8 protein-coding genes are annotated in these 13,569 nt (G+C 55.3%); 3 read left to right on the top strand and 5 right to left on the bottom strand.

Translation table 11 applies throughout. The annotated features are described in order from the left end of the window. Positions 1-616: 616 nt before the first annotated feature. Positions 617-1,255, top strand: coding sequence for a hypothetical protein (locus tag KI367_RS27630; protein ID WP_373316235.1), 639 nt, complete (start codon positions 617-619; stop codon positions 1,253-1,255). On the opposite strand, the gene KI367_RS15430 is transcribed toward KI367_RS27630, so the two are convergent. From KI367_RS15430 to KI367_RS15410, 5 genes are all read right to left on the bottom strand, one after another. Continuing rightward, on the bottom strand, positions 1,252-6,897 hold the full coding sequence (locus KI367_RS15430; RefSeq protein ID WP_212950719.1) for a discoidin domain-containing protein: 5,646 nt from the start codon (positions 6,895-6,897) through the stop codon (positions 1,252-1,254). The genes KI367_RS27630 and KI367_RS15430 overlap by 4 nt on opposite strands. Positions 6,898-6,942: 45 nt before the next feature. Further along, a complete protein-coding gene (locus KI367_RS15425) occupies positions 6,943-8,502 on the bottom strand; it encodes an ABC transporter substrate-binding protein (RefSeq protein ID WP_052147295.1) in 1,560 nt (519 codons plus the stop codon). A 67-nt stretch (positions 8,503-8,569) separates the two neighbouring features. Continuing rightward, positions 8,570-9,448: a carbohydrate ABC transporter permease gene (locus tag KI367_RS15420; protein WP_036714026.1), complete on the bottom strand. Its 879-nt coding sequence runs from the start codon at positions 9,446-9,448 to the stop codon at positions 8,570-8,572. A gap of 16 nt (positions 9,449-9,464) precedes the next feature. Further along, positions 9,465-10,379 (bottom strand): ABC transporter permease, encoded by a 915-nt coding sequence (locus KI367_RS15415; protein ID WP_156124698.1) that lies wholly within the window; start codon positions 10,377-10,379, stop codon positions 9,465-9,467. A 377-nt stretch (positions 10,380-10,756) separates the two neighbouring features. After that, on the bottom strand, positions 10,757-11,863 hold the full coding sequence (locus tag KI367_RS15410; RefSeq protein ID WP_212950717.1) for a phosphotransferase: 1,107 nt from the start codon (positions 11,861-11,863) through the stop codon (positions 10,757-10,759). A gap of 331 nt (positions 11,864-12,194) precedes the next feature. Here KI367_RS15410 and KI367_RS15405 point away from each other — a divergent pair, with 331 nt between their 5' ends. Both KI367_RS15405 and KI367_RS15400 read left to right on the top strand, forming a co-directional pair. Next, positions 12,195-12,857: a hypothetical protein gene (locus KI367_RS15405; RefSeq protein ID WP_212950715.1), complete on the top strand. Its 663-nt coding sequence runs from the start codon at positions 12,195-12,197 to the stop codon at positions 12,855-12,857. 146 nt (positions 12,858-13,003) lie between these two features. Then, positions 13,004-13,567 carry a hypothetical protein gene (locus tag KI367_RS15400; RefSeq protein WP_212950713.1) on the top strand — a complete coding sequence of 188 codons (564 nt, stop codon included), beginning with the start codon at positions 13,004-13,006 and terminating at the stop codon, positions 13,565-13,567. The last annotated feature ends 2 nt before the right edge of the window (positions 13,568-13,569 follow it).

The raw sequence follows: 13,569 nt of genomic DNA, 5'->3' as shown, positions 1-13,569 counted from the left end.
TGCCGATCAAACTTTTGAATACGTCGCTCAAATACGCGGCTTCATCGGCCGATCCGTTGCGGGCCTCCCCGGATGCATTCGCCGGCTGGCTTCCTCGCACCATTTGAACGACGTTCCCGATCGGGCCGTAAATTTTACGGTTCATCAGGATCGTTGCCGCAAAGCATGCCAAAAGCATCAGCAAGGATACGATGATGATGTTTCGCTGGAGAATAAAGCTCCCTTGGGCCAAATAAGCATAGCTTGTCGCATTGACCAAATACCACTCAAGCTTGTCGTTGTAGGTATAGGTGATCAGGGATTTTGAACCGTTCATCGAAGCGACGAAGCTGCCGGAATCGGTGCCCGAATTCATCACCTTGCCCATGAATTCGGCGCCGGAAGCCGCATCCATAAAGGCATCGGGCTTGTCGCTGCGGGTGATCAGAATCCCGTTTTTGTTCGTGACCATGAAGCTGGATTCCGGGGAATTGCCCATTTTATCAAATAAATCCTGGAGCGCGGACAATTTCAGATTAATAAAGATCGCATACTCCGACCTCGCGTCGGACGGAATAAAGATAAGGGAAAGAATCGGGTTGTCGTATCGCTTGCCCGAATAGACGTACTGCTGCCTGTGGGGGAGGAAAATCATTTTGCCCAGTCCGTTGCGGACCTGAACCAGCTTGCGCGCTTCCGGATCGATGTCGGCGATCTCGACGTCCCGCGGAATCGAATGGATGAATTGTCCCGTCGCGCCGTTGCGCAAATAAACGGAATCGATAAAATCATTCGCATTGACGATTTCATGGAGCTTTCGGTCCAGCGCAAGCGAGTCGACCGGATCAAGGTTTGGCGCGTACAGGCTTTGGATGACGTCCTTGTCGTTCAGGAGCTGTTCCCCGGCCCGGAACGCCCTTTCATACAGCATCTCGATGCTGGCATCGGTTTGATGGAGCAGCTTCCGGGTCGTTTCCGAGATCTGCTTCTCGCTGATCATATTGGTAAACGTATAGTTCACGGCCGAAAGCATGAGCAGGCTCAGGCCAAAAACGATCGTGTTGGCCGCGATCAATCTGAACAAAAAGCTTCGGGTCGGTACATGCCATCTCCATTTCATCGGGTTCACCGGCATTTCACATCCTGTCACTCTGGAATCCTAAATATATTGGCCGTCGATCGGCTGAATCCTCCCTGTTCAAAGGCAGCCGAATCGGGCTTGATCGATGATGCAGGCCTTCCCCTGAGGGAAGGCCTGCTGGAATGTGTATTTTAACGAGCCGGCTCAAGTTTGGCATCGGCCCAATCGGCATGGTCTTCGGCGTTTCCGTCTCCGCCGTCCAGAACCACGAGTGTAAGCTCGTTTTTGCCGGAAATGTCGACATCGACTTGGCGGGCAGGCGTGTTTCGGTTCATCGTGCCGCTGTCGAACAGTTTGACGCCGTCCGCCCACACCTGGAACACGGCCGAACCACCAGGGCTCTCCAGATCGATCCCCGCCGCGGCGGTAAACCGCTTATAGCCTTTGCCCCCGATGGAATAGCGGATTTCCGAGGAGGCACGGGTGCCCAAGCCCTTGTCGTACGAACGGCTTCCTTTTCCGTCATACAAGGTCAGCACGTTTCCGCCGACGCTCCAATCCTTTTTCACCCGGCTCCAGCCGCTGGTCGCGTCCGACCACTGCATGTCGCTTAAATACTGCGGCGCGTCCGCGAATGTGAAATCGAAATCGTCATGGGCAGCGAGCTTCATTCGGACGGTGCCGGTATAGCCGGAATCGATCGCGATCGGCTTTTGCACCGGATTGGCCTCGACCCAACCCGGGAAGCCTGCGGGATGGGACCATTCGTTCCGGATGTGCAGGCGGACCGATCCGTCAGCGTTCAGCGAAGCTTTGACCGCCCCCGAGCCGTCCCCCTGCACCGAAATCCGGTTTCGGGATTTGCCGAACAGGAGGGAAGCGTAATTCACGTTCGTCTTGGAGGCGCGGAAATCCGCCGTCCCGAGGCCCTCCTTCTCATCCTCCATCCACGGCCAATCCGGCTTGACGCCGTACTTCTCTTCACCTTTGGAACGCTTCTTATAAGCGGTCCCGGTGAGTCTGCCAATATGGTTTGCCGGATATTCGTTCCATTCCCCGTTCCGATCCCAGGTGATCCGGTCGGCATCCGCGGCTGCATCAAAGGATACGCCGACGGCGTCGTAAGTTTCCGGCGGGTCGGTGACGGTATACGTGGTGGAGATGAGCCCCTTGCCGTCCACGCGAACCTCGAAATGGACGCCCGTCTTGCCGTATTGGCCCGATATGCGGATGACGGCTTCCTTGCCCGAGCGGCTTTGGCTGATGCCGGAGAGCGTCCATGCCCCAAGCTTCGACGTATAGCCCATATCGAGGTACGGCCCGCCGGTGATCATCGTTTTCCCTTTGTATTCGCCGGTTTGGATCATGCCCGTCGTTTTGCTGAACGTTAGGCGGAAATCATTGCCGGAAACGATGATTTGGCTGCCGGTTTCCCGGATATCCGGGGCTTTCCCTTGCGGCTTCCACGGCACGATCGTTCTCTGGCCGACGACTAGCAGGTATTCGTCCACGAGCGAATCGGCAGCGGTATGGTCGTCCCGGTAAATTTTCAGGCGGACGGCATCTCCGTTTTTCCACTTTCTTGCAGGAAGCGTAAGCTGCCCTTTGCTCATGGGCTCCACGGAAGAGCCTTGGAGCTTTCCTTTTTCTTGGCCGACGCTCCACTCGATGGTAACCTCGCTCAAATTTGTATGATTATAACGGTTTTCGATCGGTATCGTCAGCGGTTGGCCCGCTCCCGGGTTCGGAAGCGAATCGGCCCCGATTCTTACGGGCGAATAAGCTTTTTTGACGTTCCAATATTCCGGCTTTTCCCGGTTCCATTCGTCAAGGATGCCCCAGTTGACCAGGAAGCCCTGCCAGATCCCGTCCGGACCGTAAAAGCGCAGGTCGCGGGAGTGCCAGATGGCTCCGCCCAGAACGCCCGGCGTCCCGTACAGATCATCCCACAGCCGGTGAAGAGCGGTGCCGTAAAAATCCCTGTAGGCCGGATCGTCGTCGATCCAGTCGCCGTAATAGACGTAACCGTGGGCATATTCGTCGTACAGCTCCGGCTTGTCATGCGTGCCGAAAGTATGGCCGTATGGGGTGTAATGAATACTGAACAAGTCGGTATACCCGGCAGGAGCGTTGAATCCCCAACTGAATTTCACGGGGCGGGACGGATCAACCGCCTTGACGTAATCATGGGTTGCCGCCACGTTGCTTCCCCACGCGCTTTCATTGCCGATGGACCAGATGACGATGCTTGGATGGCTGCGGTCCTTCTCGATCGTTTCGGAGAATTGGCCCATATAGTTGTTTAAATATTTCGGATCGCTGGCCCTGCCGTCGCTGACGAACATCACCGAGTTCTCCTGTTCGACGTAAAAGCCGAGTTCATCGGCCAAATCCAGCACGTATTCGTACTGCGGCCAATGGGAAGCGCGAATGTAGTTGACGTTGGCTTCCTTGAGCTTGATCAGCGACTCGCGGTCATGTTCCGGATCGGCGGCGACACCGATAAGCGGGGACGACTGATGCCAATCGACGCCGCGCAGCTTCACGACTTTCCCGTTCACCAGCATCTGGTTGCCCTCCATTCGGATCGACCGGAAGCCTATTTTGCGGATCACGGTTTGCACGGATTTGCCGTCTGCTTTCGCCGTAGCTTTCAGCGTGTACAGCCGCGGATGCTCGGCATCCCATTTCACGGGTTTTGCGACCGGGATTTGGATCGACGCTTCCGGCTGACTGCCCGTCAACGAAATTGCAGCCGGCTCGATCGGTACGTCGTTTCCGTCCGGATCGGTAAGCTGCAGCTCGATTTCCCCCTGCATCGCCTCCTCTAACGCCATGCCGGCCGATACCTTCAACGTCGCGTCCGAATACGCGGCGTCGAACTCGGTTTCGGCGTGCAGGCGGGTGATGTGATCGACGGGCAGCGCAAACAGCTTCACCTGGCCGATCAGTCCCCGGACATGCTGGTATTCGACAAACCCGGTTTCTGCCGTAATCCCGACGGTGATCGTGGCGTCTTCGCCCGGGGCAACGTATTCCGTAACGTCGGCGTCAAACGTCGTAAAACCTCCGCGGTGCTGGCGGACCAAATGGCCGTTGACCCAGACGCGGGCGAAGTTGAACGCCGCTTCGAAGCGGAGCATCACCCTGCTTCCATCATAGGAAGACGGAATGTTTACCGTTTTCTGGTACGCGTGTTCAATATTGCGGTCCGGGAACCAATCGCCGCCCTGCTGGCCGCGGATATCGAAGCCGAGCACCTCGATGTTGGCCGGGACCCGGACCTCTTTCCACCCGGACGTATCGGTACTGTTTCTCCAGAAGCCCTGTCCGGGATTCAGCTTGAATTTCCACGTGCCGTCCAGACTGACGACCGGCTCGGGTACGCCGCTGACCGAAGCAGGAAGCGGAACGATCACCGGCCGCGGCCAACCGTTCGTTGCCGGACCTACCGGAACGAGAGGCATCGGTTCGCTTGGCGTTCCCCAAACCGCCAACTCGCGGATGCCCGGCTTGGTGCCGGGCTCCAGCCCCGTGACGGTCACCCGGACATAACGCCGCGCCGTTTCCAGGAAGCGATCTTTTCGGACCTGGTCCCGGCCGGTAAGATCGGTCCTGTCCGCAACCGAATACCAGTGAAGGGCGTCGGCGGACACTTCGATTTTGTATTTGTAATTTTTTGCTTCATTCCAGGCGATTTGCGTGCCTGTCAGGTCGTAATCGCCGCCGAGATCGACCTGAAGCCAGCCGTTGGGTTCCGAGCTGCCGGCGATCCACGCGGTATCTTGATCGCCGTCGACGGCATTACCCGGTTTGGCTGCCGGCTGCGACGACGATGCCGACGCCTCTTTGCTCAGCGCGACGTTGGTTTCATCCCGCATGATGCTGTACGGAATGGAAGCCGAAGGGCTTGCATTCGCCCCGTCCGATACGTAGGCGCGGATCGTGACGTCCTCTTCCACGATCAGCGGCTCCGTATACAGGCGTTTGGAGACCGATGTCAGCGGATCCGTTCCATCCAGCGTATAGAAAATGGAAGCGCCCGGAATGGAGCTGGACAATGCAACGGCCGTCCCTGCAGCCACGTCCCCCGGCGGCGGGGTAGCCGACAACGGTATGACCTGATATTCGAACGTTTTGACCTCGCTGTCCTCTTTTCCCTCCATGGCGGCGTAAGCTTGCAGTTTGGTTGCGGCGCCGATGCTCCCGCCGTGCAGGATGATCGGTTCCTTATACACGGTCTTGGTCTCCGATGTCTTTGGATCGGTGCCGTCCGTCGTATAATAAATCGCGGCTCCAGGCTGCCCGCCGAACAGCTCGACGGCCGTGCCGTCAATCACCGGTCCCGGCTTGACGCTGGTTTCCACAGGCAGCGCGACGGCCGTATTGTACAGCTCGAACTCCCATATGGCCGCGGCGATGCCGGTTTTGTCCAACTGATGAAGCCTGACGTAACGCGCCTTCGCCGGGGCGAAACCGTATATCTGATCCTTGGAGTCGTCATTGCCGGTTTCTTCGGCCACCGTCGTCCAGCGCTCCCCATCTTCCGATACGTCGATCGTAAATTTCGTCACGTAGTTGACGTGATCCGGATTTTTGCGAAGGACCGCATAATTGACCGGCTGGCTGCTGCCCAGATCGACGGTCAAATCCCACAGCACGTTTTGTTCCGGTTGGGCATACGTCCCGGGGTTGCCGTCAATGGCGCGTCCGGCGACATTGCCCCAGCCTGCCGGGGACGACATTTCCGCCGTGGCCGTCAGCGCGAGGTTCGGATATTGGGACAAATCCTCCTTGGGAACCCGGTATTCAAAGCTTCCGACCTCGCTGACGCCCCCTCCCTTTTCGTCGACGGCAACCGCTTTTATGTTCAGGTCGGATCCGACCGAAATCGGTTCGGTATATGGATGCCGGGTCTCGGATGTCACCGGATCCGTTCCGTCCGTCGTGTAATAGATGGCCGCCGTGCCTGGAGAGCTGGACAGCTTCACTTGGGTGCCCGGCAGCACGGTTCCGGACGGCGGAGCGGCCGTCAATACGGGAATGACCGCGGCCTTCGAGAATAATTCCAGCTCGCTGACCCGTACGGCCGGCCAGTCGACGCCTTCAGCCGTTTTTTTCGTGACGTGAAGACGCACATACCGGGCCGAGATCGCATCCGGCAACGTCCGGTCGGTCACGGCATCCATGTTGCCGACCACCGAATCCGCCGTTTGCCAGGGGCCGCTTGCATCCCCCGTGCTGTATTCCAATTGGAAATCCTTCGTCGCCCATGTTCCCGCCGCGCCGTGATAGACCGTCCAGCGCATGATCGGTTGAACGGCGCCCAGATCCACCATCGCCCATTCGTCGGCCAGCGGGCTGCTTTGCCATCCGGTATCGCTGGTAGACCACATAAGGTCCAGCCTGCCGTCCGTCAAATACGCTCCCGGATGCTGCGGAAGCGCGCTGCTCGCCGTTACCGGCTTGTTCAGCGCCAGGTTTGCCCCGGGTACGGCCGCGTCGCCGCTGCCGGGGGCCATCGCTTCCTCTCCCGGCCGAACCTCCGGCGGGGCCTGCCCATCCGTGCCGGGCGGCGCTTGGACATCGGCAGGGGAAGGGTTTTCCCCTGGCTGCTCCGGCTCCGCGCCGGGCGGCTGCTCGCCGGGCGGTTCTTGTGCCGCCGGCGGTACTTCGCCTTCAGGCCATCCTTCTTGCGGCGGCGCCTCTACCGGACCCGGCGTTTCGGTCCCTGAAACGGCGGCATAGGCCCTGGGGGAAAAAAGCGGCGCGGTAAACGGTCCAAGCACAAGCGAAGCGGACAAAGCCGCGATGGCCCATGATTTCAACTTGAGCATGATCGGATATCCCTCCAACATTCAAAATGTTACGCTGCGCGTACCTCAGCCTCGCGGTGATTTGCGCTTAGAAGCGATAAATGCATCCAGCTGGCGCTGCATCTCCGCGATGACTTTATCGATCCCCGCCGATTTGAGCTTGTTTTCGAATTTCGGGTAAAATTGGTCGTAATCCGAGAATCCCGCATAAGCCGCATCGACATATTCCTTCTCGACGGCGTTGATTTGGGCCATTTCGGCTTTGACCGGATCGGCATTAAACCGGAAGCCGAGGGTCGGGGCCTCTTTCGCCCCTTCGTCCCATTTCTGCAGCGACTGGATGAGTTCAGGGCTGACGTGCTTGCTGAAATGTTTGAGGCGAATATCGTCCCAAGCCCAATACACCTGATTATAGGTTTGCTGCTCCCCGATGCCTTCGAGGGAAATGGCGCTGCCGTCCAGCTTGAAGTTGACGTCCTTCACGCCGTAAGAGAAGAGGTCGTAATTCTCCTGTTGGCTGCGGAACCAACTGACGAAAGCGATGGCCCCCTCCGGATTTTCGCTCGTGGAAAATACCGACAAAAGGTTGGAAGCCGCATCGAAAATGTACTTGGGCTTGTCGGGGTGCAGGAACACGTCTTCCAGCTCCCCTTGAGGAAGCGTTTTCTTGAATGCGTCGATCCGTTCCGTCGTTTTTAGCACGTTGGACCAGATTGCCGCAAGTTTCCCGTTGTTGAGCGCGGCTTCGGGGTCTTTGATTTCCTGCGCGTCCTTCGGCATCCATCCGTTCAAATACCATTTCCGTTTCGTGTTTACGATGTTTTTAAAAATTTCGGATTCGTAAAAATTGCGCACCTTCAGCTCCGGATCGGCGGGATCCACATATCCCGGCCCTGCTCCCATGTCGCCGACGGGCAAGTAGACGTCGCCGAACTCCCGCAGCAGCGCGCGGGTACCGTCGTTGGCGATCGGCATCATACCCGGTTCGTTTTTCTTGATCGTGTCCAGGTAATGTTCGAAGTCGGCAAGCGTGCGAATTTCGGGCAGGTTGTATTTTTTGCGCAGATCCCCCCGGACCGCAAAGAAGTTGTTGTTTTCCGCCGTCGGCACGAGCGTGGGAATGCCGTAAATCTTGTTGTCGATCGAAGCGCTGAGCCAGTTGGCGGAAGGAATGTTCGCCTTCAGGTCCTTGCCGTTCGTTTCGAGCCATTCGTCAAGCGGGGACACGACATGCTTGGAAACGATTTGCGACAGCCAGCTGACATGCGTCCAGGCCAAATCGTATTTTTCGCCCGAAGCGGCGATCAGGTTCAGCTTGTTGGAATACTGATCCCACGGGAAATACGTAAATTCGAGCTTCAGCGGCAGCCCATCGGCGTTCAGTTTGTCTTCAAGCGCTTTCTGCACGTTCGCCAGATCTTTCGGCGCATCGCCGGGAAGCACAATTTTGACCGTTCCGCCGACTGGCGTTTTGCCTTCTCCGCCCGTTCCCTGCTCGGTCTTCTTGTCGCCCGGGTTCTCCTCCTTTCCGGTCGCTGAACCGCCGGAACCGGAACAAGCCGCAAGCAGGCCGCTCAGCATCATTGCCAGGATGAGCATGGTTGCAAATGCTTTCTTTTTTGTCACCGTTTAGAACCTCCCCGATTAAGTTGAAAAAGCTGTCTATGTTGAACCGTCTTCGGACGGCTGCAACCTATCCTTTGACCGCGCCGATCATGATGCCTTTCACGAAATACCGCTGAATAAACGGATAGACGAGGATGATCGGGCCGATCGTGACCAGCACCATGGCCATCTGCGCCGTCTCTGACGGAAGCGTTTGGCTGCCCGACACCAGGTTCCCCTGCGTGCTCATGTAATTGATCATGGATTGGATTTTGAACAGGATGAACTGAAGCGGGTACAACTTCCGGTCGTCGATCAGCCAGAGCGCCAGCCCCCAATCGTTCCAATACGCGAGCGAGTAGAACAAGGCTACCGTCGCGATGATCGGCGCGGAAAGCGGCAGCATGATCTTGGCAAACACATAGAGCGGTCCCGCTCCCTCCATTTCGGCCGATTCCAGCAGCGCAGGCGGCAGCGACTTGAAATAATTGCGAATCAAGAACACATGGAATGGATTGATGAGCATCGGCAGGATTAAGGCGGCCAGCGTATCCTTTAGATGCAAATATTTGGTGACGAAGATGTACCATGGGACAAGCCCCGCGTTAAAAATCATCGTAATGAAAATAAACAAGGCGATGCCGTTGCGGTATCTCACTTTCTGCCTGGCCATCGTGTGGGCAAGCATGGCGCTAAGCAGCAGCCCGGCACCCGTCCCGATCGCCATCACCGTAACGGAAACCATGTACCCCCTCCAAATTTCGTCTCCGGAGAAAATAAGGCGATAGGCATCCCACGAAAACGTGTCCGGAAACAGCGAATATCCGTGCTTAATTACCGAAGATTCGCCGGAGACCGAGACCATGATCGTCAGAATAAACGGAATGGTCGTAAAAGCGCAAAAGGCGACGGCGATCAGATGAAATAAGACCTGAGAAAACGAGTACCTTCGTTTTTGGATGTGCATAAGATCCTTCCTCCAGTTAGAACAGCGCGTTATCGTTGTTGATTTTTTTGACGGCCCAGTTGCAGCCTAGCACGAACAGGAATCCGCAGACCGATTGGTAGAGGCCTACCGCCGCAGGCATGCTGATGTCGCCGACGTTTTTGACTGCGCGGAAGACGTACGTATCGATGACATCCGTCGTTTCATACAGCAGCCCGTTATCGCCCACGATCGAATAAATCGTTTGAAAGTCTCCGTAGAAAATTTTCCCGACTGCCAGCAGCGTGACGATCGTGATGGTCGGCACAAGCAGCGGCAGCGTAATGTGGCGGATGCTTTGCCAGCGGTTTGCGCCGTCGAGCGCGGCCGCCTCGTACAATTCGTCGTCGATGCCAACGATCGTGGCCAGATACAAAATGACGGCATACCCGGTATTTTTCCAAACGTAGACCCCGACGAGGATGGCTACCCAATACCCCGGAGCGGAATACCAGTCGACCGGCGCCAGGCGCAGCAGATCCCTCAACTGGTTCACCAGCCCGTATTTGGAGCTGAACATCAGATACACGAAGTTGCCGACGACGACCGCCGAAAAAAAGTAAGGCAGAAACATCAGGCTTTGGTACGTTCGGCGAAAAAAGCTTTTGCGGATCTCGTTCAGCAAAATCGCAAAGCCGACAGCGATCACCGTGCCGAAAACAATATAGTTGGCGTTGATAAACAGCGTATTGAACGTCGTTCTCCACGCATAATCGCCATGGAAATAAAAAGCGAAATTTTGCAGTCCCGCCCACGGGCTTCCGAAAATGCCGTCCTTGAAGTTGTAATCCTTGAACGCAATCAGAATCCCGGGCAGCGGCAAATAACAGAACACCAGGAAATACAGCAGTCCCGGCAACGCCATGAGGTAATACCATCCGTTGCTTCGCAGTTCCTTGAACATGCCCTTCATACCATCGAATCGCTCCCCAAACATAAATTTTCGCTTTTGTAAGCGTTGTCAAATTCGATCATAGGAGGTTTGCCCCGGAAAGGAAATTTCACTTTGTTAAGATGATATAAAAAATTTACGAAACGCCCCTTTAAATTTTTAATCGGATGCGGATTTTTGCCGTTTGTCAGGGAAAACGCCACTATTTCGCTTTAACGGCCGGGGGAGTCGCCCCTCTTCTTGCCATTACTGTTCCACAAAAAAACCGCCTTAAATTTTTAAGGCGGGCCAATCTTTATGGCATGCGATTACGCAAAAATCGATCTTTTCGTTAAAAAATATGATTTTCGCGAAAAATAATGGCTTCTGACCGGTTCTTAACCGGCTTCAAGCGGCATTCAGCGTCGTAAAATCACTTCCGCTTCGGCAGCCGCCTCCATCTGCATTTCGGCGATCAGCGCGAGTTTGCCGCACTGCGGCGATGTTGAATCCTGCTTCAGCTTTTGCAGCAGCTTGGGTACCTCCCATACGGAACGCAGCGCGAAAGCCGCCAGAAAACCGAAACGGGGAAGCATTTCATCGCCATGCCAGCCTGCCTCTCGCAGCCCTTCAATATAGGAGGAGAGAAACTGTTCGCGCAAGTCCCTGCCTGACTCCGGCTGAATTTGCCCTCTGCTGACGGATAATCCGAAAAAGCGGCCCAAATCTTCCCCGACGCCGGAGATGCTGGCAAACTGCCAATCGATCAACGCCAGACTCCCTGCGCGCAAGCGATTGCGACTGAACAAAATGTTGGCTTCATAATAATCCTGATGCGAAAACGTTCTGGGCAGACGCTCCAGCGCATCGATCCACTCGGGTAGGGAGGTTTCCAGCGCCGCGAACTTGTCCAGCAGGGAAGCTAATCCATGGCGGGATACCGCCGGATCACGGGCTATTGGTTCAACATTCAAGGATCGGTATTTCTGGCATTCCCGGATCCATGACCGCATCCAGCCGCGGTTGATCCACGGATATTCAGGCAGCGCCTTTCCGAGGAGATAGACGGCATGAAACGCTCCCAGCTTTTTCGCTGCAAACGCATAGTCCTCCAGTTCCCATCCCTGGGACTCATGCGGCATCTCCTCAAGCCACAACCATACGGATCCGTCAGCCTGTTCATCGATCCCGTAACATGCCGCCTGAAAACCTTCCGGCAAATGTTCCAGCAAACCTGACTCGTAAACCATCGCTTCGCGGCGCCAATAATTGTAGTGCGAAGGGTCGCTCCGATTCGGGTCGGCCAACACGATTTTAAGGATGACGGTCCATTCGTGAACCGTTCCTTTGAACTCATTGGTACCGGAGACGCGGTATACCCCGTCGGTCACGAAATTACGGGCCTTCGGCCCGATTGGTTCGCAAGTCCAACGGATCATCGCCCCCTCTTCGGTTTGGAGGATACGCTTCGAAATGCCGGTCAGCCGTTTTTCGTCGATTTGGGAATGTACACTTTCAGTGATCATTAAAATAAGATCCTCCTTAAAGGGCATTATATCGCCCCTCCCCGTCAGGGCCCGCATGAATGGAACCAACGTGCATGGTTTTGCGCCAATAAGGCCTGTCTAACCCCATTTTCCCCGTCTATCCCTATGCAACGCCTCCATGATGTATCGTTACGATATAATCTACCACACCTTCCATGACGTTCCAATGCCAAAAACATCGGATGCTTGCTGCCGCCGCAGGCCCCATGAGGCTTGCATTTTTGCACCGTATCGTTTAACTTAATGTTCGAACTGGATAAAGGTAAGATTTTCCCAGCCCAACCAGCATGTTAAGGAGTTATAACTATCCATGACCAAGTCGCGCATTGTACTTCGATGTTTAGCCCTGTTTTTCCTTATCGCCCTGTTACCGGCGTGCAGCGTTGCCAAAAAACAAATCGTTCCGCAAGACGTCGGGCCGGAAGCCCTATTGCACGGTTTGTATGAAAGGGAGTCCATCCAATCGGTCAAATCCGTATCGACCCTGCCTTTGCATGAGATTTCGGAAATCGATACAAACATGAATCTTTATTACCAATACGCTTTTTTGGTCAAGGGAGCCGTCAATCAGGAAAACAATCCCGTTCCGGATCAGCTCTATGTCATCGCCGCCGTCGAAAACCGGAGGGAAGATCGGGAAGTCAGCATTGAAGATTTCGAAGGAAACATCAACGGGGAAATCGTGAACATGGCTCCGCGTCATCATACCTTTGACGTTAACGTCTGTTACGGAAAGACCAAATCCGAATGCGATCCTAAAAAAAATCCTCCCTATCAAGTGCATAGCATCTATTTTGACCTGGATCAATTCAAGTCCTTTAAGCCAAAGCAGGAAAACATCGTGGATATCAGCGTCAGTTACGCTTTGGGGGCGAGCAAAAAAGAACTTCGCCAACAATTTTTGAGCGATTCCGGACTGCAGAATATCGGAGAAGAAAGCGTCACGCTTCAACTGCCGGCGGATTTTTATTAACGGCCTTTTTAAGTTCCTTGCGCAGCAGGATCTGGATGCTTTGATGAAATCGTCCGTAAATTCGCTGCTGCTTTTAAAATTCCATTTTATTCATGAAGCCGGTTGATTATAATCATGTCATGAGCTAATTGGAAAGGAAGTGTCCTATGAGCAAAACGACCCGAGTGCCTTTGACCGCGCTGGCGTCGGTTTTGAATCTCTTCCCCCCTGACGGGCGGGTTTGGTACAAGAAAAAAAGAAACATCCTACGGATGGCCCTCATCGCGTTCTGCTTGATCGGCATGCTGGTCGTATGCTTCAAATACGGAGGCAACGTGCGCAAGCATTTATGGATCGGCATCGGGGGATACAGCGGCGTACTGTTTTTCTTCAGTTTTTTTCCTACATATGTCTTTTATCGAATCCGCCGCCGGCAGGCAGGCCCGACCAAAGCGGATCTCGTTTTCATGGCGTTCCTCTTCCTGCTGTCCTTCTACCCGCTGATCATGCTCGGAATGGTAACGGCAGATATCGTGCAGGGCCCGATCGTCAAAGTGATCCATGTGGAGGAAAAATGGGATCCGAAACGCGGCGGGGACATGGTGAAAACAAGCGAGGGCACGCAATACGAGATTGCCGACCGCAAGATCAATATGAGAGAAGGCGGCACCTACCGCGTCAAAGTGTTGAAGCATTCCAAGCTGATCCTGGAAGCGAAGAGACAGCGCTAAAA

The organism is Paenibacillus cookii (genome assembly GCF_018333375.1).
Taxonomy (GTDB): Bacteria; Bacillota; Bacilli; order Paenibacillales; family Paenibacillaceae; genus Paenibacillus_AQ; species Paenibacillus_AQ cookii.
The sequence above is the reverse complement of the archived record's forward strand: the minus strand, read 5'-3'. Positions and strand labels throughout refer to the sequence as shown.

What these genes read in the sequence shown, in the direction of transcription:
- KI367_RS15430 (WP_212950719.1), bottom strand. Translation starts at nt 6,897, where the DNA reads ATGCTCAAGTTGAAATCATGGGCCATCGCGGCTTTGTCCGCTTCGCTT.
- KI367_RS15420 (WP_036714026.1), bottom strand. Translation starts at nt 9,448, where the DNA reads ATGCACATCCAAAAACGAAGGTACTCGTTTTCTCAGGTCTTATTTCAT.
- KI367_RS15415 (WP_156124698.1), bottom strand. Translation starts at nt 10,379, where the DNA reads ATGAAGGGCATGTTCAAGGAACTGCGAAGCAACGGATGGTATTACCTC.
- KI367_RS15410 (WP_212950717.1), bottom strand. Translation starts at nt 11,863, where the DNA reads ATGATCACTGAAAGTGTACATTCCCAAATCGACGAAAAACGGCTGACC.
- KI367_RS15405 (WP_212950715.1), top strand. Translation starts at nt 12,195, where the DNA reads ATGACCAAGTCGCGCATTGTACTTCGATGTTTAGCCCTGTTTTTCCTT.
- KI367_RS15400 (WP_212950713.1), top strand. Translation starts at nt 13,004, where the DNA reads ATGAGCAAAACGACCCGAGTGCCTTTGACCGCGCTGGCGTCGGTTTTG.